The following is a 25,088-nucleotide window of genomic DNA, read 5'->3' on the forward strand; positions in this document are numbered from 1 at the left end:
GGGGGCCGCCTTGGCCCCCGCCGCCGCGCCGGGGCGGCCCGGCGGGCGCCTTAACCCCGCCCCGGGGGCGCCAACCCCGGGTTTGGCACGCCCCTCTTTCATCCCTCTTCATTTGCTGCCTTCCGCCTGGCAGCCAGCCCCGTATTACATTTCGAATCGTCGCGAATTCCAATTCGAACATAAAGGGAAATATTCTTTGAATTAATTTCCCAATGTAACCGTTTATGGATTCCGATAAGAATTCCCTATTGTCGGTTGAGCATGGTCAAATCTTTATCGATGTGTATCGAGATAATAAATAGACCTACTCATCAGAATAACAAACGACAATTTATCCACCAATAAATATAAGTTTCAATTCGCTTTTCCGGGATGCCAGTGCTTGTTTCAAACTTTGGAAGTTTGCATTCATCAACTCACGCAACGCTTCAGAATCATGCCCAAGCTCAACCAAGTATTCGTTCGCCGAATCTGCTCCCGGATGGTGTCCATGCACCGCACGTCGAAAATCGCGCTGATGATCACGGCCGATCTGATCGCACTGCCGTTTTGTTTCCTGGGCGCGATGCTCCTGCGCGGCGGCGATTTGAAACTCGCCTCCCATTTCGGGCCGGGTTCTTATGTTCTCGTAGCAATCGTCACGATAGCGGCGTTTTCCATTTCGGATCTTTATCGCGCAGTGATTCGTTTCATCGACCAGCGTCTATTGAGCGCGACAGGCCTGGCATTGGCGATTGCCGTTCTTTGCGCATACACCATCACGTTTTCGGTGAACGAAGCAAATTTTCCACGCAGTGCTTTGGCCATTTATTGGTTTATCGCTTTTTCATATGTCGTGGCATCGCGCATCGGAGTGCGCAATCTGCTGCGCAACCTGAACGGGAACCAGCGCGGCACGTCGGAGGTGGTGGCAATCTACGGCGCCGGCGAATCCGGGGCGCAGCTGGCCCAAACGATGCGCAACAGTGACGAATATCGCCCTGTCTGCTTTTTCGATGACAAACGCGCGCTCAGTGAACGCACGATCGGCGGCCTCCGCGTTTTTCACACCGATCGTCTGGTGGAAACGGTCAATGCAATGGGCATCCGCTCGATCGTGATCGCCATCCCGGCCGTGGCCCCCGGCCGCCTGCGCGACATCATGCAGCGGCTGGCCCAGGCCGGTATCACGACCAAGATCCTGAGCCGTCTCGTCGACCTTGGCGACGACAAGGTCACGCCGCGCGAGAGCATCCGCGACCTGAAGTTCGAAGACCTTCTCGGCCGCGCGCCCGTGCCGCCGCGCCTCGACCTGTTTGCGCTCTGCGTACGCGCAAAAAACGTCATGGTCACGGGCGCAGGCGGCTCCATCGGCAGCGAACTCTGCCGCCAGATCGCCACCTTGAGGCCAAGCCGGCTGCATCTGCTCGACCACTCCGAATTTGCCTTGTACACGGTCCGCCAGGAGATGGCCAATCGCTTTCCCGACGTCCCCGTGGACGCGCATCTCGGCTCGGTCTGTAATACGGACCTGATCGAACGCATCCTGCGCGACAACCGCGTCGACACCATCTACCACGCCGCCGCGTACAAGCACGTTCCTCTTGTGGAAACGAATATCGTCGAAGGCCTGCGCAACAACGTGATGGGCGCCCAGGTGATCGCCACACAGGCGGCAAGGCACGGCGTCGAAACCTGCGTGCTGATTTCGAGCGACAAGGCGGTGCGTCCGACCAACATCATGGGCGCCAGCAAGCGCATCGCAGAACTCATCTTTCAGGCAGCGGCCGCGCGACCCGGCGCGGACACGACGTTCTGCATGGTTCGCTTCGGGAATGTGCTGGGGTCGTCGGGTTCGGTGATTCCGCTGTTCCAGCGTCAGATCGCACGGGGCGGCCCGGTCACCATCACGCACCCCGACGTGTCGCGCTACTTCATGCTGATTCCCGAGGCGGCCCAGCTGGTGATCCAGGCAGGGGCGATGGCAAAGGGCGGCGACGTGTTCGTGCTCGACATGGGCGAGCCAGTACGTATCCTGGACCTCGCACGGACGCTGATCGCGTTGTCCGGCCTGACCGAGAAGACGCCGCAGAGTCCGGGCGGGGATGTCGAGATCAACTATGTCGGCCTCTTCCCCGGCGAGAAGCTGCACGAGGAATTGCTGACCGACGGCGTCGTATTCCCGAGCGAACATCCGCGCATCATGCGCATGAAAGAGAACGCCTTGCGGCCGAGCGTGCTGGACACCTTCATCAACTGCCTCATGATGGCCTGCGACACGCATGAACGCGGCCTGATCGAAGGCATGGTCAAGGCCATCGTGACCGAGTACAACCCCGGCCGGCACGCCGAAGGGGCTGCACCGGTCCCCGTCCCGGCACCGGCCGTGGCCGCGGCGGCACCCATCGCTGCGCCGCAGGAACGGCTGGCCCTGATCAAGAAATTCGTGCCGTTCCGGATCTAGGCGCGGCAACCGGAACGCCCCTTTTACCCAACCAGTTCGGCGAGGATCCACATGCGTGACGAAAGCAAACCGGCTTATCTCGAACAGCTCACCGCCCGTCTGAGTGAGCGCACTGCCCTCATTGGCATTATCGGCCTGGGCTACGTGGGCCTGCCACTGACGCTACGCTATGCCGAAGCCGGCTTCCGCGTACTCGGGATCGACATCGACGGCAGCAAGGTCGAACGCCTCAACAGGGGTGAAAGCTACATCAACCACGTCCCTGCTGCCGACATCGCGCGTGCGCGCAGCCAGGGCTTCGAAGCGACCACCGATTTCACCCGCGCGGGCGAGCCGGATGCCTTGATCATCTGCGTGCCGACGCCGCTCAACCCGTATCGCGAACCCGACCTGTCTTTCGTACTGGAGACGACGGAAGCCCTGCTGCCGTTCATGCGGCCAGGCCAGGTACTGTCGCTGGAAAGCACCACATACCCGGGCACGACTGAAGAGGAACTCAAGCCGCGCCTCGAATCGCGCAGCTTCGTGATCGGACGCGACATCTTTCTCGTCTTTTCTCCCGAACGCGAAGACCCGGGCAATCCCGACTTTCACACCCGTACGATACCCAAGGTCTGCGGCGGCGTGACGCCGGCCTGTCTCGAAGCCGGAGTCGCCCTGTACAGCGCGGCCATCGACCGTGTCGTCCCGGTCAGTTCGACCCGCGCGGCGGAGCTGACCAAGCTGCTCGAGAACATCCACCGTGCCGTCAACATCGGTCTCGTCAACGAGATGAAGATCATCGCCGACCGCATGAAGATCGACATCCACGAAGTCATCCGCGCAGCCGCAACGAAACCGTTCGGCTTCACTCCCTATTACCCCGGCCCCGGCCTCGGTGGGCACTGTATCCCGATCGACCCGTTCTACCTGACGTGGAAAGCGCGCGAATACGGGCTGCACACGCGTTTCATCGAGCTCGCCGGCGAAATCAACAGCGACATGCCCCACTGGGTCGTCAGCAAGCTCACGGATGCGCTCAACCAGCGCGGAAAAGCCGTGATGGGAAGCCGCGTGCTGGTGCTGGGCATCGCCTACAAAAAAGACGTCGAGGACATGCGTGAATCGCCTTCGGTCGAACTGATGGAAATCCTGCGCGACAAAGGCGCCGTCGTCGACTATGCCGACCCACACGTGCCCGTCTTTCCACGCATGCGCGAACACCACTTCGACCTGAAAAGCGTCGAACTCACCCCGCAGCGCATCGCATCCTATGACGTCGTACTCCTGGCCACGGCACACTCCGCCTTCGACTATGACCTCGTACGGCAATACGCCAGCCTCATCGTCGACACGCGCGGCGTCTACCTCGCCGCGCTACCCAACGTCGTGAAAGCCTGAGGACCGTCATGATGCGCCACTATCCTGCTCCCATCCAGGACCGCAAGATCCGCTTCGCGCTGGTCGGCTGCGGCCGCATCGCCAACAATCACTTCGAGGCCCTGCGCAAACACCAGGACCGCGCCGAGCTGGTCGGCATATGCGACGTCGACCCGCGTGCGCTCGACCGCGCGGTCGGACTGACCGGCGCCGAAGGCTACGCCAGCCTCCACGAGATGCTGCGCCGCGCCGACGCCGACATCGTCGTCGTCACCACGCCCTCGGGCCTGCACCCCGAGCAGTCGATCCAGATCGCCAACAGCGGCCGCCACGTGATGACGGAAAAGCCGATGGCGACCCGCTGGGAGGACGGCAAGCGCATGGTGGCCGCGGCCGACGCCGCCGGCGTACGCCTGTTCGTGGTCAAGCAGAACCGCCGCAACGCCACCCTGCAGCTTCTCAAGCTGGCCGTCGACAAGAAGCGCTTCGGCCGCATCTACATGGTCAACCTGAACGTGTTCTGGACCCGCCCGCCCGAGTACTACCACAGCGCCAAATGGCGCGGCACCTGGGAATTCGACGGCGGCGCCTTCATGAACCAGGCCAGCCACTATGTCGACCTGATCGACTGGATCGTCGGCCCGGTCGAGAGCCTGCAGGCCTATACCGCCACCCTGGCGCGCGACATCGAGGTCGAGGACACCGGGGTGCTCAGCCTGCGCTGGCGCAACGGCGCCCTGGGTTCGATGAACGTCACCATGCTGACCTACCCGCGCAACCTCGAAGGGTCGATCACTATCCTGGGCGAGCACGGCACGGTGCGCATCGGCGGGGTGGCCGTGAACGAGATTCAGCAATGGGAATTCGCCACGCCCGATCCCGACGACGACAGGGTGCGCGACGCCAGCTATGAAACCACCTCGGTCTACGGATTTGGCCACCCGCTGTACTACGACAACGTGATCAAGGTGCTGCGCGGCGAAGCGGAGCCCGAGACCGACGGACGCGAAGGGCTGAAGTCGCTCGAAGTGCTGATCGCCGCCTATAAATCGGCGCGCGACGGCAAGCGCGTGGCCCTGCCGCTGGAGTACTGATCATGAATGCTCCCATCGACAGCAGGGACGTCCACCCGAGCGCGATCGTCGACGACGGCGCTGTGCTCGGGCCCGGCACCCGGGTCTGGCACTTCGCGCATATCTGCGGCGGCGCCCGCATCGGCGCCGGCTGCTCGCTCGGCCAGAATGTCTTCGTGGGTAATGACGTCGTCATCGGCGACCGCGTCAAGATCCAGAACAACGTCTCCGTCTACGACGCCGTGACGCTCGAGGCCGAGGTGTTCTGCGGCCCCAGCATGGTGTTCACGAACGTCTACAACCCGCGTTCCGGCATCGTCCGCAAGGATCAATACCGGCGCACGCTGGTCAGGCGCGGCGCCAGCGTCGGCGCCAATGCCACCATCGTCTGTGGCGTGACGATCGGCGCCTACGCATTCATCGGCGCCGGCGCCGTGGTCAAGCACGACGTGCCCGACTTCGCCTTGATGGCCGGCGTGCCGGCGCGCCAGGTCGGCTGGATCAGCCGTTTCGGCGAACGCCTGCCGCTGCCCACGGCCGGCAACGGCGAGGCGGTCTGCCCGCACACCGGCGAATCGTATGCCCTTGTCGACGGCGTCTGCAGCCTCGTTTCCGCCCCCTCCCGACTCTGAACCGCCCCGACTCGCGAACGGATCGACTACCATGGAATTCATCGACCTCAAGTCCCAATACCAGGCATCGCGCGACCTGATCAACGGCCGCATCCAGGCCGTCCTCGACCATGGCCAGTACATCATGGGTCCCGAAGTGGCCGAACTCGAGGCGCGCCTGGCCCAGTTTACGGGCGCCCGCCACTGCATCACCGTGGCCTCGGGCACGGAAGCGCTGCTGATTGCGTTGATGGCGCTCGGCGTGGGCCGCGGCGACGAAGTGATCACCACCCCGTTCACGTTCATTGCCACCGCCGAGGCCATCGTGCTGCTCGGCGCGATCCCGGTGTTCGTGGATATCGATCCGGTCACCTGCAATCTCGCCCCGGCGCTGATCGAAGAGAAGATCACGGCGCGCACCCGGGCGATCATCCCCGTGTCGCTGTACGGGCAGCCGGCCGACATGGACGAGATCAACGCGATTGCCGTGCGCTACGGCCTTACCGTCATCGAGGATGCCGCCCAGAGCTTCGGCGCCACCTACCGCGGCAGGCAGAGCTGCAACCTTTCCGGCATCGGCTGCACCAGCTTCTTTCCCAGCAAACCGCTCGGCTGCTATGGTGACGGGGGCGCCCTGTTCACCAGTGACGACGAGCTGGCCAAGGCCATGCGTGAAATCCGCGTGCACGGCCAGTCGAAGCGCTACGTGCACACGCGCATCGGCGTCGGCGGCCGCATGGACACCCTGCAGTGCGCGATCGTGCTGGCCAAGCTGGAGCTGTTCGATTGGGAACTGCAGCAGCGCCAGCGCGCCGCCTCCGCCTACGATGCGCTATTGCTCGGCAAGGACATGGGGGTTCGTCCGGTCGGCCGGCGGGACGACCGGACCAGCGTCTACGCCCAGTACACGGTGGTCGTGGAACAGCGCGATGCGCTGCAGGCGGCGCTGCACCGGGCCGCAATTCCGACCGCCATCCATTATCCCGTCCCCATCCACCGCCAGCCTGCCTATGCATCGCCGGGCGCGGCGGACGCTTGCCCCGTTGCCGTCGAGATGGCCGGAAAAGTGATGAGCCTGCCGATGGGCCCGTACCTGTCGACGGCGAGTGCGCAACACGTTGCAACGGTATTGCTGGACGCGGCCGACATCAGCCGGCGCAGCAGCGCTGAACCCGTGGCATTGCCGGAGTAGGCCGTTCACCAAAGGATGCCCCACAATGTGCAAGGTCGTTCATCTCACGTCTGCCCATCCTCGCAACGACACGCGTATCTTCATCAAGCAGTGTCGGACCCTGGTCGCGCACGGGTATGACGTGACGCTGGTCGTCGCCGACGGTCTGGGCGACGACCAGCTGGACGGGGTAGCGATCGCCGACGTCGGCCTCCCGGGTGGCCGCGTCAAGCGCATCCTGCGGACCACGCGCCGCGTCGGCGACAAGGCAATTGCGCTCGATGCCGATATCTATCAACTGCACGATCCCGAGCTGTTCCCCGTGGGATTGCGGCTCAAGCGGCGCGGCAAGAAGGTGATCTTCGATTCGCATGAAGACGTTGCGCGCCAACTGCTGGGCAAGCCCTACCTGGGACCGCTCTCGCGCAGGCTGCTGTCCTCCGCCTATCTGGCCGTGGAGCGTCACGCCTGCTCGCGCTTCGACGGGATCATCACGGCAACTCCTTTTATTAGAGAAAATTTTCTCAAGATTCATCCTCTGACTGTCGATGTGAACAATTTCCCCATGGAGGGGGAACTCGACGGTGACGGTCCCTGGGAAAACAAGGAGGCCGAGGTCTGCTATGTCGGCGGTATCGGCAGCATTCGCGGCATCCGCGAGCTGGTCCAGGCGGGCGAATTGCTGGCCTCGGCGGCGCGGGTGAACCTGGTGGGGACATTTTCCGAGCCTTCGGTCGAGGCGGAAGTGAAGGCGAGCCCTGGATGGCGCCGCGTGAATGCCCATGGGTTCCTCGACCGCCAGGGCGTGCGCGACGTGTTGAAACGTTCGATCGCAGGCATCGTGACGTTCCATCCGCTGCCGAACCACCTGGATTCCCACCCGACCAAGATGTTCGAGTACATGTCGTCCGGTATTCCCGTGATCGCCTCGAATTTCCCGCTCTGGCGCGACATCATCGAAGGCAATCGATGCGGGATCTGCGTCGACCCGCTCGATCCCGAAGCGATCGCAGCCGCGATAGATTACATCGTGACCCATCCTCAGGCCGCGAGGGCGATGGGCGAAAACGGCCGCCGAGCCGTGCTGGAAAAGTACAACTGGACTGTCGAGGCAAACAGGCTCACCGACTTCTACGGAGCGATATCCCATGACAAGCAAGCTGTCGCAGCTGTTTAACCTGGCCCTCGACATCAGCAAGCTTCCTGTCGCACGCCTCGAATTCCGCCTGGACCTGAACCCGGATAGCGTACGGCGCATGCACGCCCATTTCACGAAGCCTCACCCGAGGTACCGGATCTTCCAGAATAAATCGTTAGGTGCGGCGCTCGTCGACCTGAAGCGCTTTGCGGACCCCGACGAGTATATGGCGAACATGAAAGGGCGTAACTCGGCGGGATACTACGCCAGGAAAGCCAGGTCGCGTGGTTACTCGGTCGTCGAGATCGACAGGAACGTGTTCGTCGAGGACATCCATGAAATCAACACCTCGCTCGATCAGCGCCAGGGCCGACCGATGGCCGACGCATACCGGCAAAAACAGACGCACTTCAGCCCGGAGAAGAACTACAAATATTTCGGTGTGTTGAACTCCGCCGGGAAATTGACAGCCTACAGTGATATTGGGTTTTTCGGCAATTTCGTCGCCTTCGACCGCCTGCTTGGCCTGCGCAACAATGACGGCGCCATGCACCTGATGGTAACGGAAATTATCTGCCGGATGATCGAAAGCCACGCCTACGGCTACCTCATGTATGACACGTTCTTTGGTGCCAGTCCCGGGCTCAAGACCTTCAAGACGATGCTCGGTTTCGAACCCTATCGCGCAAAATATTCACTCCAATGACTCCATTACTAAGGCGTATCTATAGCGATTACGGGATGCCGTCGCGCCTGCGTACGCACGAAAAACTGATTTGTGCCGCCAGGGATGCCGGCTACCTCCAGACCTCGATCCGGGATTTCCTCGACCGTACGCGGGCCGGCGTTTCGGCGACCTCGACATTCATCGTGCATCGGCACGACATCGATACGGACCTGCGCACGACCAGGAAATTATTTGAGATGGAAAAGAAGTATGGCGTCAAGGCGAGCTACTACTTCAGATTGTCCACGCTTGACTTTGGCCTGATGCGTGAAATCGAAGATTACGGCAGCGAGGCCAGCTACCACTACGAAGAAGTGGCCTCTTTCGCCAAGAAGAACAAGATCAAGGATCCTGCCCTCGTGCGCGACCGACTCCCGGAAATCAGGCATGTCTTCCGCAAGAACTTCCAGTGGCTCGAACAGCAGCTTGGAAAAAAGCTCCGCACCGTTGCCGGCCATGGGGACTTCGCGAACCGCCGCCTGAAGGTGAACAATACGGAAATCCTCGCGGACCAGCAGTTGCGCGAAGACTGTGGCATCGAGTGCGAGGCCTACGACCGCAACCTGCTCGACCATATCGACATGTATATCGTGGACCGGCCGCCTCCACAATATTACTGGCCGACCTCGCCCCTGAACGTGGTCTCCGCACACCGCAGCCTGTGCCTCGTGACCCACCCGCGGCAATTCGAAACGAACTGGAAGGAAAACACCAAGGACAATCTTTTCCGCTTTTATGAAGCTGTGACGTGGTAAGCGGCACCCCGCATTCAACCGGTAAGCAAAGAAAGCCCATGAATACAAAGAAAATCGTCACAGTGATCGGCGCTCGCCCCCAATTCATCAAGGCGAGTGCGGTCTCGGCCGTCCTTGCCGAATCCGGCCAGCTTCGCGAGACCGTCGTACACACCGGCCAGCACTTCGACGCCAACATGTCGGATGTATTTTTTGCCGAGCTGGGCATGAAGCCGCCCGCTTATCAGTGCGGGATCCACGGCGGCACCCATGGCGACATGACTGGACGCATGTTGATCGACATTGAAAATATATTGCTGCTGGAGACGCCCGATGCCGTCCTGGTATATGGCGATACCAATTCCACACTTGCAGCATCATTGGCGGCGGTCAAGCTACATATCCCGGTCGCGCATGTCGAAGCGGGTCTGCGTTCATTCAACATGAGATCGCCGGAAGAGGTCAACCGTATCCTTACGGACCGGGTATCGCGCTGGCTCTTCACGCCGAACCATAAGGCGGGCGTGCATTTACTGAACGAAGGCGCCAGTGCCGATCGTATTCATCAAGTCGGCGACGTCATGCTCGATGTCGCGCTTCGGCATGGCGCACGGGTCACGCCCGACGGGGGTGTACTGGGGCGGCTGCGGGAAGAGCACGGTATCCGGGCAGGCGAGTATTGCCTGGCCACCATACACCGGGCAGAGAACACCGACGATCCCGTCAGGCTGACAACGATAGTCGACGCCCTTTCACGTTTCGCCAGCGATATCAACGTGGTACTGCCCCTGCACCCCCGTACGCGCAGCACTCTCGCGAAACAGGGCAAATTGAAGGCCTTGCAAAACGCGGTGATCGTGCTTGATCCACTGGGCTATCTGCCGATGGTGCAACTGGAGAAATACGCTGCGATCATCGCTACCGATTCCGGTGGCGTCCAGAAGGAAGCCTTCTTCTATGGTGTTCCCTGCGTGACCTTACGGGATGAGACCGAGTGGACGGAGTTGGTGGACGCTGGATGGAACCGGCTGGCGCCACCAGTCGACGTCGCTTCCGTGCTGCATTCCCTGCAAGCCAGCCTTGGACTTACCGGCCAAGACATTGCCCCTTATGGCGTGGGCGACGCGGCGGCGCGGATCGTGAAACGTCTATCGGACGAGCTTGCCTGAACCACCGACGCTGTACCAGCGCGCCGTCGGCGGACACCACGGAGGTACGCATGAGAGAGTCAACACCCTACGAAAAGCCACGCCATGTGCCGAACCGTCACGAAGCCCGGGCCGGCGGCGAGGTGCAGCTTCAAGTGGCTGCGCACGTGGTTTCAATCATCAGCCTGGCTGCCCTGCTCGCCTCCTGTGCCGACACCAGACAGCTGTATGTGGCCCCCCATGGTGCCGACTCGAACCCTGGAACGAAAGACGCGCCCTTCCTGACGATCGGACGAGCAGATGCCGCCGCCGCTCCCGGCTACACGATCCATGTGGCGCCCGGCGAGTACAGGGTCTCCGCGCCACGCGCGGACAGCGCAGGCATCAGCACGCTGCGCAGCGGTACCTCCTCCGCTCGGCTCAAATTCGTATCAGACGTCAAATGGGGCGCAAAAATCATTGTGGTGGGAACCGGCATCGCCTGGCATTCAAAAGGCAGCCATGTCGATATCGAAGGTTTCGACATCAGCGGCACCGGGCGGCACGGCATACTAGCAGACGGCACGAATCTCACGATCGCGAATAACTTCATTCACGAGCTGACGGTCAGCGGCGGATGCACCGGTAATGGCGGCGCCGCGATCGATACCAACGGTGGTGACGGCAAGGTATTGATCAAAGGGAACGTGGTCAGGAATATTGGCCAATCGATGATTGGTAAGTGCAACACGGTGCAGGGGATCTACATCGCCAACCCGAAGAATACGGTCGTCGACAACATCGTGTCCGGTGTTGCGCTGGCAGGCATTCAACAGTGGCATGGCGCCACGGATTCAACCATTGTGCACAACACAGTCTTCGGCTGCAAAATCGGCATACTCATCGGCGGCGGAGACGCCGGCACCTTGCCGAACGGTTCAGAAAACAATTACGTCGCAAACAATATCGTCTACGACAACATCACCTACGGCATTATCGAAGCCGGCAAGGTCGGCGCGAACAACCGCTATGTCGATAACCTGGTGTATTTGAGCGGAACCAGTGTGCGCGCGGCCGGCCACATCAGCGGCACCATCTCAGCTGATCCCGAATTCGTGAATTATCAGGCTGACGGCACTGGCGATTATCGTTTGCGGAAAAGCTCGCCAGCCATCCGCAAATACGCCACCGCTTCTTCCCACGAAACGCGAGCAGAGCTCGGGGCATACAGCATTGGGGCTGCCGGACATTAACCCGGACTGTGCAAGCCCACTTTCGACGCACCTTGCAGAGCTCGCGGTTGCCGAGCGGCACATGCGTCCACACCGCCGGTCCATCGATAAGGCTGGTCACGCCCAGAGAAATAGAGCGCGACGTCGACCAGCCGGTGGTTGATCGTGGAGGGCTTCAAACTGCAGATAAAAAAGAAAGCAAGCAAGCTCATCGCCACGGTCTGGCGATTTGCACCGGGTGCCGGCAGTGTCGCCGACAGACGTACAAACACACGGCCGGCAGCGACGCCGAGCACCAGGCTCGCAAGAACCTCCGAAGCCGTGTGGAACCTGAAAAGAATGAGCAGTACGCCGAGACCAATGCTGAGCGCCACACCGACCGCGAATCCGCGTTCGCGCCAGCGGTCAGGGGCGCCCTGCAGAAGGACGAACAACAGAACGGGCAGTACCGCCGCGGTCCGCCACGCGTGACCGCTGAGCGCCTTGAAACCAAGCGAAGGCACATGCAGTCCCCACCCGAGGAAGGCAATCTTGGACAGGGCCACCAACCCCAGGCCTGCGGCAAAGATCAGGCACCAGCATGACGCCAGCTTCCACGCCCGGCCGCAGATGAGCCAGACAGCGATCGCACCCGCCGTTGGCACCATCACCGCCGTATGGCCAATATCGATGACATGCATCCACGCCATCATGGACTCGTCGGCAATGCTGCGCCTTCCGCCATGGTCATGACTTCCCGGATGACCCGGCAGGTCTTCTGCATATCCTGCTCGCTCAGCGACGGGTGCACGAGGAACATCAGGCTTGTCTCGCCCAACGCCTTCGCGACCGGCAACCGGTACGTCGGGCGGTAGCCTGTGTTATCGAAGGCCTTCTCCAGATAGAGTTCGGAACACGTGCCTTGAACGCACGGGACACCTCTTGCAGAGATTTCCTCGATGATCCGGTCACGCGTCCAGCCGCCTGCCAGTTTCTCGGGTTCCACGAACACGTAGAACTTGTAGAAAGCGTGCTGCACGTCAGCCGGCACGACGGGTACCCGCAATGCCGCAAATTCCCGGCATGTAGCAGCGATCCTCGATGCATTCGCCTGCCGCCGGGTCGTCCACATGGGCATGTGCTGGAGCTGGATACGCCCGATAACAGCCTGGATTTCCAACATCCGCCAATTGGTACCAAAGGACTCGTGTACCCACCGGTAGCCAGGGGGGTGCTGACGTTCGTACATGGCCTCCCACGACTTGCCATGATCCTTGTACGACCACATGGTGGTCCACCATTGGCGGGAATTGGTGGTCACCATGCCGCCCTCCCCGCCCGTGGTCATGATCTTGTCCTGGCAGAACGACCAGGCACCGATGTGGCCGATGCCGCCCACCATCCGGCCCTTGTAGCGCGCGCCGTGGGCCTGGGCACAATCCTCGATCACGAAGATGCCGCGTTCCTCGGCAAGCTCCATGACAGGGTCCATGTCACACGGCCAGCCCGCCAGGTGTACGCAGATGATGGCCCTGGTACGTGGTGTCAGCACGGCCCGGATGGTCTCGGCCGTAATATTCTGGCTGTCCCGGTCCACATCAGCGAACACGGGAACCGCGCCCGCATTGACGATGCAACTCGCGGAAGCCAGGAAGGTCCTGGGCGTCACGATCACTTCGTCGCCCGGCGATATGCGGAGTGCCTTGAGAGCCACGTCCAGCGCGAGCGTACCGTTCGACAGCGCGACGGCGTACCGGGTCCCGACCCAAGCCGCAAATTCCTTTTCGAACTCCCGGCATTCCGTGCCCGTCCAATAATTGACCTTGTTCGACAGGATGACATTCTTGACAGCGGTTGCTTCCTCGAGTGAGAAGCTTGGCCAGGTAGCGCATGAAGTACTCATGACCTTATCCGAAAATGGTGTAAAAAATATAGCGCAGATCGCGCAGCAGGGAATAATTATTGAAATACTCCAGGTTTATTTTCACCTTGTCGGGCCAGATGATCCGGTCGTTATACGTCTCTGGATCATCGACCGACGCCAATATGGCCTCCTCATCCTTGTACTTGATGGATGCCGGACCGGTAATTCCTGGCCGCAATGAGAGAATGATGCGGTCCTCACCCTGCAGACGGTCTGCATACCCAGGCACATCCGGCCTGGGACCGACAAAGCTCATGCTTCCAGCCAGAACATTAAACAGCTGAGGCAATTCATCAAGTTTATATTTCCTGAGAATGCGACCGGATTGCGAAATCGAAGCGAGATTTCTTGATGCGATGGGACTGCGCCGGGTGTCGCCCGGATACATGGTCTTGATTTTGCAAACGCGGATGATGCGACCATGGCGCCCAATGCGCTTTTGTATAAAAAAACCATTGCTTCGGGTTTCAATCGCAGCGACCAACCAACATAAGAGTATGACTGGCGCGAGCAACAGCAACCCCGCAAGCGATGCAACGATATCAAATGCTCTTTTAAATAAAATGTCGGCTTTTGACATTTCATTCACCTCATCGATCGGCAATACGCATGGCCTGTCTTTCAGGCACTGCAGGCAACCAGGAAACGTTCGCTCAGGATTGGATAAACATGGTTGTCCATGACAAAACGCTTGCCGCACAGCCCCATGGCTTGACGCTCGCCGGGACTCAAAGCCAGCAGATTCCGGATGCCTTGCGCCGCGACTGCCGGATTTTCCGGTGCGACCGTCAATCCGCAGCCTGCGTCGCCGACCGGATCGTTACCCGCGTCGACGGCATGCAATACCGGGCGGGCAGCCATCATGTAATCCATCAGTTTGTTTGGCGCAATACCGAAGCGGTAGAGAGATTGGCGTTGCCAGCCGATATACGCGATGTCGAAGCGTTGAAGCAGGGCCGGAATCTGCTCCTTGGCAATCGGATCGATGAAACGAACGTTTTGCAACTGCTCTGCCTGCGCCCGGCGCTGCAAGCCCGCTTTTTCCGGACCGCCTCCGACCAGCACAAAAACCACTTTGTCGTCGCGCATGAGTGCTGCGGCATCAAGCAAGGTGTGCAGCGAGTTCGATACGCCATGCGTGCCTGCGTAGCCAACCACGAAGTTTCCTGCATCCCTGATAGCGGAAAGTGCCACCTCGACGCTTGCCTGGAGTTCGGCGCCACCTGTCGTCCACTCCCGCGGATCGACGCCATTCGGGACGATGTGTAATCTGTCACGCGTTACCCCGCGGGATTCCACGTAGTCATGCACTTTCGGAAGCATTGATACGACCGTGTCCGCATGACGATAGGCATAATCCTCTGCTGCTTGCACCAGCATGATGAAGGGATGCCATTTCGACATCCGCCCCAGTTCCATTGGCGTCATCGGCCATAAGTCATGTATTTCGAAGACGAGTTTCGCACCGGCCAATTTTGCTATCCGGCGCGCGGGCCAAATGTCCATTGGATAGGTGCTCGACGCAATGACCACATCCGGTTTGAACGATGCGGCAATTCGCTTGCTCTCGAAATACAAATGGCTGACGAAGGATGCCATATTGCGCACCCGTCCAATGCCGTTACCGCAATACGCGGGCGTCTCAAGCCACGTGTATTGAATACCGTCGATGGTTTCGTTCAGGCGGTTTTGGCCTGCGAGCCGAGGCTGCCGGCTTCGGATGTGAGATTGGGAAGCAGCAACAATCTGCACATTGTGCCCCATGCGCACCCATTCTCGTGCCAGGTAATACGGCCGATACTCCATGCCATAGTACGGCGAACCCGCATAATGATTGACGTAGAGAATATGCATCGTTTCGACACCTGGCAATCCAGCACGACGATCGAACAACAGGTGCGATTATCATATTTTTAAGACCGCACAAACTGATTAACATCAATCGTAACTAATCCGACTATTTACCGAATTTTTCTTCTATTCCATTGAGCGAACTTAAAAAGTCGGCGTCGGAGTATTTTCTCGTGTTTTGATGTGATTTAGCTTTATGCAGCATCAATAACGCTGGTGCCGGCATCGATATCGTCCAATAGAGAACCGGTCGCATAGCTCCCAAAAGGAAATGAATCATGGCAATCAACAAAATGCCGAGGATCACATTCCAGGCACACAGTCAGGCCGGCGACGACTGCTGGCATTCGGTCGTGATTTCGCTGTTGCGCGGCCTGGCGGCTATCGAGGTTGCCGCCGCGCACCTGCGCGCGGATGTGTACCCGAGCTTGCGTACGGTCGTGGATCCATCGATCTGGTTCAAAGGATTTACGTTCGCTACCGGCTTTGCGCACCATGCGGTACTGGTGTTTTTCGTCATCAGTGGCTGGCTGGTGGGGGGCAGCCTGCTGGACAAGATCCGGCAGCCCGATGCGATTGCCGGCTATGGGATCGACCGTGTAACACGTCTGTGGACGGTGCTGGTGCCGACCTTCGTGTTGACACTGCTGTTCGGCTTCGCCACCGGGATCGTGGATGCGCAAGACATCGATTTTCATCCTGCCAACGAATACTCCGCCGTGGTGTTCGGCGCCAACCTGGTCGGCCTGCAAACCATCGCCGTGCCTGCGTTCGGCGGCAACTTCCCGCTCTGGAGCCTCGCCAACGAGACCTGGTATTACATCCTGTTCCCGCTCCTGGTCGTGCTGTTGCGCGCACCTGGCCGCGCCCTGCGCGTAGCGTGCGGTGCCACGCTTCTCGTGCTGGCAGCCCTGTTGCCCGCCGCGATCGTCGGCTACTTCGGGATTTGGTTGCTGGGCGTGGCATTTTCGCGGATCAGGATCGAGTGCAGCACCGGGCAGCGCACGGGCTGGCTGATACTGGTCGCCGCACTGTGGGCGTATTACCGACTGACTGGCGACATGAACGCGTTCACCCTTGCCAACCTGCTGCCGGATCTCGGGTGCAGCCTGGTATTCCTGGTGCTTTTGTCGAGCCTGCAATTCAAGGCCGCCGCAACGTCCAGGCTGCGGCCGCGCCTGAGCAGGATCGGCACCTTCTTCGCGGAATTCTCCTTCAGCCTCTATGTTGTGCACGTGCCGCTGATCGGCCTGCTGCAGCATTGGACATTGAAGCGCTGGGGGCTGCGCGAGCTGTCGCCGCACGAGCCGCTGCACTTCGCGATCTATCTGGCCATGCTTGCCACATTGCTTGTGGGTGCCTATTTATCATACCGGCTGTTCGAATCGCACACTTACCAGATTCGGCGGCTGCTCAAGCGCATGCTGCTGCAGCGCCCTGCCCGCACGCCCGTCGCACCGACCTTTCGCGCCGATTGAAGCCTGCGGACGGCTCGGCGCGCGCATTTCAGGGACGGGACGCGATGTCGACCAGGGATTGGCCAAACTGCGGGTAGTTGTGGGCGGCGCTATATTTTTCCTGCCAATCGGCGCGCGCACGCGTCCGGTAGGCCACAGCCGACGCCCTGTCCCGGAAGCGCGCCAGCGCACTGGCGATGGTCGCGACGTCCGGATCGGCCGGGATCAGGATGCCATTGCTTTCATTGACGATTTCGCTGTTGCCGCCAACGTCGGTTGCCACCATCGGAATGCCGACCGAACTCGCCTCCATGAGACTGACAGGGATCCCTTCGCTCGAACTGACGTTGATGAATACATCAAAGGTTTGCTCCCGGTACAGCTTCATCACGTCTTCCTGCGCAAGATAGCCCGTGAACACGACCTCGGCGCGCCTTCCCCCCAGCTTCGACTGGGCGTATGCCTGGAGCTCCTCGAACAGCCCGCCGTCCCCGATATGGGTCCACCGGACACTCAGCGATGGGGCTGCCTCCAGCAGGTGCGCAATCGCATCGACGATGAGATGCAGGCGCTTCTCCTCCACGACGAAGGAACACGAGACGACGGAGAGCGCTTCCTCGTGCGGCTGCGCATTCTTGAACCCGGGGTCATCCACGCCGAGGCGCGCGGTGAAGCACTTGCGTGCCGCCGCAGGATGCTCGCGCGCCACGTAGGCCCGGCCATGGTCGGAGATGCTGAAGACAGCGTCGATCCCGGCCAGCACCCCCTGCCGCAAGCCTGCATACCCACCGCTGCGCTTGTCCTCGTACAGGTCGCCGCGATGGGCTCGCGACACCACCTTGAGCGAGGGCTGGTAAACATTCCGGAAACGGATCGCTCCAGCGATTTCCGGGAACATCCAGTAAAAATAAACGATGTCGATTTTCTTGTTCGCGTACTGAACCTGCTCGACCAGAAAACGCTCGAACAGGCGGGCGCGGTACAGGGCGCGCGCCAATTCCTTTACGTTCTCCCAGCGGTGCGCGCCGCGCATGACACGCCGCGCATCGTCGAGCCACGCGTAGCGCCACAGTCCTCCCAAGAATGAGCTGACCACGATGAAGCGTCGCTGCATGCCCCAACGCGCATTCGCGTAGTCGAGGTTGACCGGTAGCGAGGTCGGGCGCGGCGCGGCGTCCCGCGAGTAGAAACCCGGCACGAGTTCGACGTGCACGAAACACTGGGCAAGATATTCCAGCTCGGCCTTGATGAAGGCTTCATTCCGGCCGTAAGGGTAAGATGTGGTCACCACCAGTATGCGTTCCTGTTTCATTCACTCGTCTCCATCGACAAAGGTCTCGACATCGGTGCGCGCGCCACTCGCCTCTGCCCGCTTCGCGGCCATGATCTTCCTGTACATGACCACGGTATAAAGGGCAGTGATCGAAAATGCGACCGTCGACGCGAGTGCCGCACCGCTCGTTCCCATGACTGGAATGGCGAGGATGCCGCAGATGGCATTGATCACCAGGCACAAGATAGCGCCTTGGATATTCACTCTTTGAAATCCCATCCCGGCAAGGGCATTCGAGATGATGCTCATATAGCTCCAGGTGACGATCCCCGGCAGCAGGATGATGAACGGTGCGACACTGCCCCGGAAATCCTTGCCGAATGCGAGCGGGATCGCGAATGACGAGATGGCGGCAGCGGCCAGCGCGCCGGCCAACGTCACCTGCACGACCAGTCTCGCCACTTTCGTCACCATGGCTTCCAGCGCCTCCGGCGACCTGCTGTTGGCGGCCGACTCCGGGTACACGATCGACGACGCGGCGCCCGAGAACAGCCACAGCATCTCCGCCAGCTGTACCGCCAATGCGTAGAATCCAGTCGCGGTCGCGCCCAACATGAAGCTGACGAGATACAACGCGAGCCTGTAGTTAAGAAAGGTGATGACATTGCTGACGTGAGCGCGCAGCCCGAACGCAACCGCAGCGCGCAACCGGTACTGGCCGGTGGCGCCAGGCGCGATTTTCCCGAGCCGCGCTTCGCTCATCAGCCAGAGCGACAGTTGGCCGATGATGTGGCACGTCACGACGGCCGCCACGCTGACGCTGCCGGTCAGACCCAATAAGGCAACCGCGGCGAAAAAAATGAACGGGTGGATCAACAGCGTTCTGTTGTAGGTGCGATAGTCGCGCTGGCCGCGGATCATCGACGATGACCATCCTGCCAGCAGCAGCAGCGGGAACAGGAGACTGGCATACAAGGCCAGGCCTTTGTGTATGCCGGGAAGGTAACGGGCGATTCGTTGCTCGCTGCCGGCCGCCAGTACCAGCGCGACGACTACCCATAGCAGGGCTGCAAGAAGCCAGTTCGCGGCGCGCATCTGCCGCGGATTGCCGGAACCGGAGCTCAGGTGGTACACGTGGCTCGCGCCCATGCCGAGGTTGAGAAATGCGTACAGCGCCTGGGGCAGCAGCATCGCCGTGGCCAGCACCCCGTTACCCGCCGGCCCGAGCAGCCGCGCGGTGATGCACATCCCGGCAAAGTACAAGGAACCTGACAGGATCTGGCGGGCGACGGTCGCGCCTATGGTGGCAGACAGGTTCAAGTGCGAATCCGGGGATCGCCCCAATGAGAACGCTGCAAACAGGCTTCGCATCATGGTCTTCATCGCTAGGCCGAGTAGCCCAGCTGCGCCGCATCGTCGATGTACTGCGTACGACCGGCGCCAATTCGCAAGGCCATGTCGTTGAACAGCACCCCGCGCGGCGAAAGGCCTGCATGGTTCAGACGCTTGATCGATTCCGTGATCTCGGCGTCGGTCGTGACGCGCGCGCGCGTGAGGAGGAATATGGCACCGGCGTGATTGCCGATGATGAGGGCGTCGGAGGCCAGCAGGACCGGCGGCGTGTCGATCAGCACCAGGTCGTAGTTGGCGCCGGCGGCTTCGAGTAACGTGCTGAAATTCACGTGCAGCAAAAAGTCCGAGCGGTTCGGCGGCAACGGGCCCGTCGGGATGAAGTCGAGATTCTCGAAGACCTCGTGGTGCACGACGTCTTCGATCCGCATCGATCCATTGATGGCCTTGGACAATCCCTGGTCGCGACTGACGCCGAAGTAGCGGTGCAGGTGGCCGCTGCGGAAGTCCGCATCGATCAGCAACACCCGCTTGCCGCTGGCCGCCATCACGGCTGCGAAGTTCGTCAGCACGAAGGACCTGCCGAGGCCGTGGGTCGGCCCGGCGAACATGACGATGTTGTTCCTGAAGTGGGGCATCGCGAACTGCAGGGCAGCCCGGAAGCTGCGCAGGCTTTCCACGGCGGCGTCCCCGGGAATGACACGGGCCAGCAGAGGCAAGGGCTCCATGCCGCCCCGCGCCTTGTGCATCAGCTTGTCCTGGTTGCTGCTGTGCGGGATCGTGGCATAGACCACACGGGCATGCAGCAAGCGCTCGATCTTCTGCGGATCGTCGATGCCGCCCTTCATCGCATTGCGTGCAAACGCGATCATGGTGCCGAGTAAGAGCCCCGTGACCACCGCGAGCGCGACGATCAAGGGACGGTTCGGCTTGAGCGGCTTTTCGGGCGGCACCGGCTCATCGACCATGCGCACGTTGCTCACCCGGCCCACCGAAATCAGTCGCAACTGCTGGGCCGTGTTCGACAGTGCCGTGTACAGGTCCGTGCTGACCTTGATGTCCCGGGTCAGTCGCGCTTCTTCCTGCTCCAGTGCCGGCAAGGCCTTGATGCGCGCGTTGACGTCATCGATTTCCGTCTGGGCTTCCTTGCGCTGGCGATTGATGGTCGCGATGATCGGATGGTCTTCCGTGAAGCGTCCCAGCAATTCGGTTTTTTTCTGGATCAGGTCGAGGCTGCGGGTGCGCGTCGCTGCCGCCTGCGCGAGCATTTCCTTGGCCTCTTCCTGCAGGTCCACGGTGCCGTGGGTGTTGCGGAATTGGTTGTAGCGGTCTTCGGCCTGCTCGAGCTGGCGCTTGAGGATCGGCAGTTGCTGGTTCAGGAAGGCCAGCGACTTTTCCGCTTCCTCGGTCTTGCGCGCCAGATTCTGGCGCATGTACTCGCGCCCGATCTCGCGCAGGACCGCGTAGGTGCGCTGGGCATTCTCGCCCTGCAGCTTGACCTCGATCACGCCGGACTGCTTGCCCTGTTCCGAGATCACGAGGGCGCTCTGGATCGCCTGGATCATGGCCACCCTCGAGATGCGGCGCAGGCGGAAACGCGCGCCGGCCTTCGCCTGGATCCGATCGACCTTCAGCTCGATCGTCCCCTCTGGCGTCGGCACGCGGTAGCGCTGACCGACGATGCCGTCGAAAACGGTGCGCTGCCCGCCGCCGGAAAAACGAAAGCGCCCGCTCCCCAGTGACGTCAGTGCGAACTCGCGGCCCAGCCAGGTCTCGGGTACCTCGAAAAGCGAAACTTCGGCCCTTTCCCCACCCCAGACATAGCCACCGTAGCCGAACAGTCCCGGTTCGGACAGCGCGCCGCTGTTCTGGTTGGCGAACCAGAATCCGGCGACAGGGAAATACTTCGGCTGCGTGTCGATGTACAGCTGCAGGTTGTCGATCGCGCGCGATACGACCATCCGCGAGCGCAGCAACTCCATCTCGGCGATGGCTGCCTTCTTGGTCTCGAACAGAGACGACGCTTCGCTGAGGATGTTCTTCGTGGCGTTCGGGCTTTCCTCCTCGACGTGGATCAGCAGGTCCGCTTCGAACACCGGCATCGCAAGCAGCGCGTACAGTACGGCTGCCAGCGTGATGAGGGCCGTGATTCCGCCGATCAGCCAGCGGCTGTCATAGAGTGTGTGCAGGTGGCTCTTGAGGTCGAAAGGCGGGTCGTCTGCCCCACCCGCTGTCGCGCGCGGATCGAAAGGGACGCTGACGATAGGCGGCGTATGGACCACAGGTGTCAGGGAATGCGACTCGCCGAGGGTGCTCATGGTCATGCTCCTGCAGGGTTCCGTGTGCGTGATCAAGCGTGCGTTCGTGTGCGCGGGTTTCAGGGCCGCGTGGTGGCGCTGACGGCCGACGTCAGTGCGCCCGGAAACAGGAGGCTCAGGTTCCGGTTCCAGTTAGCCAGGGGCGTCGCTGCCACGTAGACGATGTCCTTGGGCTGCAATTCGAAGCCTTCGGCCAGCGCCAGCGAACTGGCCTCGCGGGCGTCGAGCCGGAACACGCGGGTCCGGCCGGACGTCTTGCGCACCACGTAGACCTGCCGCGCGTCGCCGCTCAGCGGACTGATGCCGCCGCTCTCGCCGAGCGCCTCGTTCAGGGTGAGGCGCCCATCGTGCATCGTCAGCGCCTTGGGCGTGATGACCTCGCCGGAAACGAAGACCTTGCTTTCGTCTCGCGATTGCACGCGGACCACGTCGCCCGGCTTGAGCATGACCAGTCCGGGATTGATGCCCTTCTGCACGAGGTCGCGCAGGTTGACGCGGTAGCGCTGCTGGCTGCGCTCGAGGACGATCCTGCTCTGGTCGGCGGTGGGCAGCAGGCCGCCGGCACGGTTGAGCGCCTCGACGAGGGTCATCGGGATGTCGTTGATGGCTTGCAGGCCGGGGGCCTTGACCTCGCCGTCGATGTACACGCGCTTGCTGCGGTAGGACTGGACCCGCAACGTGACGTTCGGGCCCGCAAGATACCTGGAAAGTTTCTTCGTCAGGACCGCGCGGGCCTCCTCCTCGGTCAGGCCCTCGACGGGCACGAGGCCGATGAGCGGAAACTGGATGCGCCCGAGATGGTCGACCACGAAACCCGGCGGCGCCGCGTTCGCTCCGCTGGGATCGGGTGCGCCAGGGGACGCGTTTACGGCAGTCCCGGCCAGTTCAGGGTGGTCCCAGACCACGATGGACAGCACGTCGCCGCTGCCGATCGCGTAGGGCGCCGGATTCTGCACGAGCAGCTCGTCCAGGCCCTGGTTGGCCACGTCCTGATGCTGCTGCCGTTCCACGGTGATCAGTTGTTCCGTGATCATTTCTGTCGGCGGCGCGGGTTCGTCGGTCCCCGCTTTGTCCTGCGAGCGGAACTGGATAACGGGGGCGCATCCGCCTAAGGCGAGCGCCAGCAAGGCGGCCGCCATACATTGCGTAGAGGAAGCTCTCATGATTTGCCTGTCGGAATGTGCTGCCAACCCCTGGCGATCCGAGTCAGGGTAAGCCCGCTACCCGGAATGGCTTTGGCGCACGTCAAACGGCAGGCTCAGGTCAGCATTAACGCCAGCGGCAACAGTTTGCCCGCGAGTGTGCGTATATGCGGCGCGGAAATAAAAATACCCGCATCGAACTTCGATGCGGGTATCGTTCTCGCTAGTGCGAGATGATCAGATCAGCGTCAGCCGGTGCGATCAGTACTCGTAAGCGCCGACATCGACTGCCGCGCCACGCGGACGGGCCACGCCTGCGAAATCGATCGTCGGTGCCTTGGCCGACGTGCCGCGGTCGATTGCGGGCGAGCTGCTGTACACGCGGTAGTCGCCGGTGCCGTTCGCCAGGTAATTCCTGAACAGCGGATCCGACGAAATCGAACCGGTCACATACCCCTTCACTTTCCAGCTGGTGCCGCTGCGTGCGACCAGGTTGTTGGCATAACGGTTGTTACCGCCCATCTTGCCCATTTCGATCACGCCGTAAGCACGGTTGTCGTAGACGATATTGTTGGCGACGTAGTTGTTGGCCGAGCCGGTCGTGGTGCCGGCGTCGCCCTGGCCCAGCAGGATACCGATCTTGTTGTGGAACGACGTGTTGTTGACGATCGTCGACGCGGTGGCGCCGTGCCATTGCTGGATACCGGCCATTGCGACGCCCGAGACAATATTGTTCGTGACGACGTTGTTGGCATTGGCGATATAGATGCCCTGGATCGTGTTGCATGCACCGATATAGCGATAACCGATGTTACGAACCACGTTGCGGTCGATGAGGACGTTACCGACCGGACCATACGTGTCGATCGCCGCGCCGCCGCTGCCGTTGCAGCCGCCGCTGACCGTCAGATCGTGGATGTAGTTGTTCTTGAACGTCAGGTACGCCCCCGAAGCCAGGAGACCGTGACGGCCCGAGCCGGTGATCTGGAAGCCGTCGATATCGACATAGCTGCCGCGCGAGTCCCACGTGATGCCGGTGCCCGACACGACGATCTTGGCGCCCCACTTCACATCCGACACGAAGCGGATACGCGCGCTCGAGGTGCCGCTCTTCCGGGTCACGATGCCGGCATTGCTCAGGGAAGGTGCCGACACATAATATGTACCAGCGGCAACGTGGACCGTCGATCCAGCACTTGCCAGTGCGTCCGCACGCGTGATCGTCTTCACTGGCGCTGCCTGCGTGCCTGGGTTGGAATCGGAGCCCGTGGGCGATACGTAGATGTTAGTGGCTGCAACAGCGCTCCCGCCGACTGCCAGCAACGCGACAGCGCCAAAGCACGACAACAGGTTGATACGAACGTTCGGAACAAGCTTGACTGCGTTTTGCATTTAACTGCCTCAACAAGTGAAAGGAGTAGCTTTGAGGCGTGGAAACTTCCTAAGTTCAATGAATTTGCAGAAAAATTTTTTAGGAGTAACAAACAATACAAAGAAATTTCCCCTGCGAAAAATTTCTTAGGAGGATATTCATTTGTTGTTTGCTATCCCGTGACGCAGGCGTGGGACGGTCGCTGAAGGGCCGGACGGTGGGAATGCTGGACGAGCGACATGAACGCTGAAACATGTCGCATGCTTCAGCGTTCGAATGAGAACAGGATTGATCGCGGCTCTGTGGCCGCGCCGACCACGGGGGTCAGCGCATCTCTTCCATCAGCCGCAGGGCACCCGCGAAACGCCACACGCGGCGCAGTTCGATCACATCGTAGTTCGCCGCGACGTTCGGCGGAAACGCCGAGTAACGCGCGTTCAGGCGCACGATGCGGCGCACGAAGTCGTCGATGTCGGCTCGGCCGCTGGAGCGCAGGATGGTCACGTCCTCGACACTGCCGTCGCTCCGGATGGCCACGCTGACGACGGGATCCGTGCGCACCACGTCGGCCGACAGTTGGGCGTCGCTCAGAACGGCGTTACGCTCGATTTTCTGGCGCACGCTGTCCATGTACATGCGCAGCGGAATGTCGTGGCGCGCCGCCTCGGCCAGGGCGCGCCGAACGGCACGTGCCGCGTCCTCGGCGGGCTGCACGGCCCGCGGCACGGGTTTCAGGATATCGATGCCGCGCATCATCTCGCGCGCACGCGAGGCCAGGTCGCTGCCCAGCGCGCCGCGCGGCAACGG

The 25,088-nt window shown here is 61.2% G+C and carries 21 protein-coding genes and 1 pseudogene; 11 read left to right on the forward strand and 11 right to left on the reverse strand.

Annotated elements, in window-relative coordinates:
* The first annotated feature begins 436 nt into the window (after positions 1–436).
* The 10 genes from ACEN88_RS04870 to ACEN88_RS04915 are packed head-to-tail and all read left to right on the forward strand — an operon-like array spanning position 437 to position 11,636.
* Entirely contained in the window at positions 437–2,443 is a 2,007-nt protein-coding gene (locus ACEN88_RS04870; RefSeq protein WP_413337663.1) for a polysaccharide biosynthesis protein, read from the forward strand.
* A 51-nt stretch (positions 2,444–2,494) separates the two neighbouring features.
* Positions 2,495–3,823 carry a nucleotide sugar dehydrogenase gene (locus tag ACEN88_RS04875; protein ID WP_371769869.1) on the forward strand — a complete coding sequence of 443 codons (1,329 nt, stop codon included), beginning with the start codon at positions 2,495–2,497 and terminating at the stop codon, positions 3,821–3,823.
* 11 nt (positions 3,824–3,834) lie between these two features.
* Positions 3,835–4,896 carry a Gfo/Idh/MocA family protein gene (locus tag ACEN88_RS04880; RefSeq protein ID WP_413337680.1) on the forward strand — a complete coding sequence of 354 codons (1,062 nt, stop codon included), beginning with the start codon at positions 3,835–3,837 and terminating at the stop codon, positions 4,894–4,896.
* Between the two features lie 2 nt (positions 4,897–4,898).
* Entirely contained in the window at positions 4,899–5,507 is a 609-nt protein-coding gene (locus tag ACEN88_RS04885) for a DapH/DapD/GlmU-related protein (RefSeq protein ID WP_413337664.1), read from the forward strand.
* A 31-nt stretch (positions 5,508–5,538) separates the two neighbouring features.
* On the forward strand, positions 5,539–6,678 hold the full coding sequence (locus tag ACEN88_RS04890; protein WP_413337665.1) for a DegT/DnrJ/EryC1/StrS family aminotransferase: 1,140 nt from the start codon (positions 5,539–5,541) through the stop codon (positions 6,676–6,678).
* 25 nt (positions 6,679–6,703) lie between these two features.
* Positions 6,704–7,834, forward strand: a complete 1,131-nt coding sequence (locus ACEN88_RS04895; RefSeq protein ID WP_413337666.1) for a glycosyltransferase family 4 protein — start codon at positions 6,704–6,706, stop codon at positions 7,832–7,834.
* Positions 7,806–8,501, forward strand: coding sequence for a hypothetical protein (locus tag ACEN88_RS04900; protein WP_413337667.1), 696 nt, complete (start codon positions 7,806–7,808; stop codon positions 8,499–8,501). The genes ACEN88_RS04895 and ACEN88_RS04900 overlap by 29 nt, the downstream gene beginning before the upstream one ends.
* Before the next feature lie 35 nt (positions 8,502–8,536).
* Positions 8,537–9,277 carry a hypothetical protein gene (locus tag ACEN88_RS04905; protein ID WP_413337668.1) on the forward strand — a complete coding sequence of 247 codons (741 nt, stop codon included), beginning with the start codon at positions 8,537–8,539 and terminating at the stop codon, positions 9,275–9,277.
* A 38-nt stretch (positions 9,278–9,315) separates the two neighbouring features.
* Positions 9,316–10,425, forward strand: coding sequence for a non-hydrolyzing UDP-N-acetylglucosamine 2-epimerase (wecB, locus tag ACEN88_RS04910; protein ID WP_413337669.1), 1,110 nt, complete (start codon positions 9,316–9,318; stop codon positions 10,423–10,425).
* A gap of 50 nt (positions 10,426–10,475) precedes the next feature.
* Positions 10,476–11,636, forward strand: a complete 1,161-nt coding sequence (locus ACEN88_RS04915) for a right-handed parallel beta-helix repeat-containing protein (RefSeq protein WP_413337670.1) — start codon at positions 10,476–10,478, stop codon at positions 11,634–11,636.
* Here the strand turns inward: ACEN88_RS04915 and ACEN88_RS04920 are convergent.
* Genes ACEN88_RS04920 through ACEN88_RS04935 form a run of 4 tightly spaced genes read right to left on the reverse strand, consistent with a single transcriptional unit; the run spans position 11,633 to position 15,372 of the window.
* Positions 11,633–12,307, reverse strand: coding sequence for a membrane-associated phospholipid phosphatase (locus tag ACEN88_RS04920; RefSeq protein ID WP_413337671.1), 675 nt, complete (start codon positions 12,305–12,307; stop codon positions 11,633–11,635). The genes ACEN88_RS04915 and ACEN88_RS04920 overlap by 4 nt on opposite strands.
* On the reverse strand, positions 12,304–13,497 hold the full coding sequence (locus tag ACEN88_RS04925) for a DegT/DnrJ/EryC1/StrS family aminotransferase (RefSeq protein WP_413337672.1): 1,194 nt from the start codon (positions 13,495–13,497) through the stop codon (positions 12,304–12,306). The genes ACEN88_RS04920 and ACEN88_RS04925 overlap by 4 nt, the downstream gene beginning before the upstream one ends.
* Before the next feature lie 4 nt (positions 13,498–13,501).
* On the reverse strand, positions 13,502–14,098 hold the full coding sequence (locus ACEN88_RS04930) for a sugar transferase (RefSeq protein ID WP_413337673.1): 597 nt from the start codon (positions 14,096–14,098) through the stop codon (positions 13,502–13,504).
* A gap of 41 nt (positions 14,099–14,139) precedes the next feature.
* On the reverse strand, positions 14,140–15,372 hold the full coding sequence (locus ACEN88_RS04935) for a glycosyltransferase family 4 protein (protein WP_413337674.1): 1,233 nt from the start codon (positions 15,370–15,372) through the stop codon (positions 14,140–14,142).
* Positions 15,373–15,647: 275 nt separating this feature from the next.
* Between ACEN88_RS04935 and ACEN88_RS04940 the strand changes: the two genes are divergently transcribed.
* The gene (locus ACEN88_RS04940; RefSeq protein WP_413337675.1) at positions 15,648–16,847 is read left to right on the forward strand and encodes an acyltransferase family protein; all 1,200 of its coding nucleotides are present in this window, start codon (positions 15,648–15,650) and stop codon (positions 16,845–16,847) included.
* 28 nt (positions 16,848–16,875) lie between these two features.
* On the opposite strand, the gene ACEN88_RS04945 is transcribed toward ACEN88_RS04940, so the two are convergent.
* The 7 genes and pseudogenes from ACEN88_RS04945 to ACEN88_RS04975 form a co-directional block, all read right to left on the reverse strand.
* A complete protein-coding gene (locus tag ACEN88_RS04945) occupies positions 16,876–18,138 on the reverse strand; it encodes a glycosyltransferase (RefSeq protein WP_413337676.1) in 1,263 nt (420 codons plus the stop codon).
* Complete coding sequence (locus ACEN88_RS04950) at positions 18,139–19,482, reverse strand: lipopolysaccharide biosynthesis protein (protein ID WP_413337677.1); 1,344 nt, start codon at positions 19,480–19,482, stop codon at positions 18,139–18,141.
* Between the two features lie 2 nt (positions 19,483–19,484).
* A complete protein-coding gene (locus ACEN88_RS04955) occupies positions 19,485–21,767 on the reverse strand; it encodes a polysaccharide biosynthesis tyrosine autokinase (RefSeq protein WP_413337678.1) in 2,283 nt (760 codons plus the stop codon).
* 59 nt (positions 21,768–21,826) lie between these two features.
* On the reverse strand, positions 21,827–22,801 hold the full coding sequence (locus ACEN88_RS04960; protein ID WP_229412349.1) for a polysaccharide biosynthesis/export family protein: 975 nt from the start codon (positions 22,799–22,801) through the stop codon (positions 21,827–21,829).
* Positions 22,802–23,170: 369 nt separating this feature from the next.
* A complete protein-coding gene (locus tag ACEN88_RS04965) occupies positions 23,171–24,031 on the reverse strand; it encodes a choice-of-anchor Q domain-containing protein (RefSeq protein ID WP_413337681.1) in 861 nt (286 codons plus the stop codon).
* A 27-nt stretch (positions 24,032–24,058) separates the two neighbouring features.
* Positions 24,059–24,301, reverse strand: a pseudogene (locus ACEN88_RS04970) (DUF1565 domain-containing protein); the annotation flags it as partial.
* 304 nt (positions 24,302–24,605) lie between these two features.
* Positions 24,606–25,088, reverse strand: a 483-nt coding sequence (locus ACEN88_RS04975; RefSeq protein WP_413337679.1) for a TonB C-terminal domain-containing protein, incomplete at its 5' end; no start/stop codon positions are given.

The organism is Massilia sp. CT11-108 (assembly GCF_047302915.1).
Lineage (GTDB): Bacteria > Pseudomonadota > Gammaproteobacteria > Burkholderiales > Burkholderiaceae_D > Telluria > Telluria orientalis.

Bases quoted from the DNA above. Each gene is read 5' to 3' on its own strand.
- ACEN88_RS04890 (WP_413337665.1), top strand. From the start codon at position 5,539: ATGGAATTCATCGACCTCAAGTCCCAATACCAGGCATCGCGCGACCTG.
- ACEN88_RS04905 (WP_413337668.1), top strand. From the start codon at position 8,537: ATGCCGTCGCGCCTGCGTACGCACGAAAAACTGATTTGTGCCGCCAGG.
- ACEN88_RS04915 (WP_413337670.1), top strand. From the start codon at position 10,476: ATGAGAGAGTCAACACCCTACGAAAAGCCACGCCATGTGCCGAACCGT.
- ACEN88_RS04925 (WP_413337672.1), bottom strand. From the start codon at position 13,497: ATGAGTACTTCATGCGCTACCTGGCCAAGCTTCTCACTCGAGGAAGCA.
- wecB (WP_413337669.1), top strand. From the start codon at position 9,316: ATGAATACAAAGAAAATCGTCACAGTGATCGGCGCTCGCCCCCAATTC.
- ACEN88_RS04955 (WP_413337678.1), bottom strand. From the start codon at position 21,767: ATGAGCACCCTCGGCGAGTCGCATTCCCTGACACCTGTGGTCCATACG.
- ACEN88_RS04940 (WP_413337675.1), top strand. From the start codon at position 15,648: ATGGCAATCAACAAAATGCCGAGGATCACATTCCAGGCACACAGTCAG.
- ACEN88_RS04945 (WP_413337676.1), bottom strand. From the start codon at position 18,138: ATGAAACAGGAACGCATACTGGTGGTGACCACATCTTACCCTTACGGC.
- ACEN88_RS04885 (WP_413337664.1), top strand. From the start codon at position 4,899: ATGAATGCTCCCATCGACAGCAGGGACGTCCACCCGAGCGCGATCGTC.
- ACEN88_RS04875 (WP_371769869.1), top strand. From the start codon at position 2,495: ATGCGTGACGAAAGCAAACCGGCTTATCTCGAACAGCTCACCGCCCGT.
- ACEN88_RS04935 (WP_413337674.1), bottom strand. From the start codon at position 15,372: ATGCATATTCTCTACGTCAATCATTATGCGGGTTCGCCGTACTATGGC.
- ACEN88_RS04950 (WP_413337677.1), bottom strand. From the start codon at position 19,482: ATGAAGACCATGATGCGAAGCCTGTTTGCAGCGTTCTCATTGGGGCGA.
- ACEN88_RS04900 (WP_413337667.1), top strand. From the start codon at position 7,806: ATGACAAGCAAGCTGTCGCAGCTGTTTAACCTGGCCCTCGACATCAGC.
- ACEN88_RS04930 (WP_413337673.1), bottom strand. From the start codon at position 14,098: ATGTCAAAAGCCGACATTTTATTTAAAAGAGCATTTGATATCGTTGCA.
- ACEN88_RS04880 (WP_413337680.1), top strand. From the start codon at position 3,835: ATGCGCCACTATCCTGCTCCCATCCAGGACCGCAAGATCCGCTTCGCG.
- ACEN88_RS04920 (WP_413337671.1), bottom strand. From the start codon at position 12,307: ATGATGGCGTGGATGCATGTCATCGATATTGGCCATACGGCGGTGATG.
- ACEN88_RS04895 (WP_413337666.1), top strand. From the start codon at position 6,704: ATGTGCAAGGTCGTTCATCTCACGTCTGCCCATCCTCGCAACGACACG.
- ACEN88_RS04870 (WP_413337663.1), top strand. From the start codon at position 437: ATGCCCAAGCTCAACCAAGTATTCGTTCGCCGAATCTGCTCCCGGATG.
- ACEN88_RS04960 (WP_229412349.1), bottom strand. From the start codon at position 22,801: ATGATCACGGAACAACTGATCACCGTGGAACGGCAGCAGCATCAGGAC.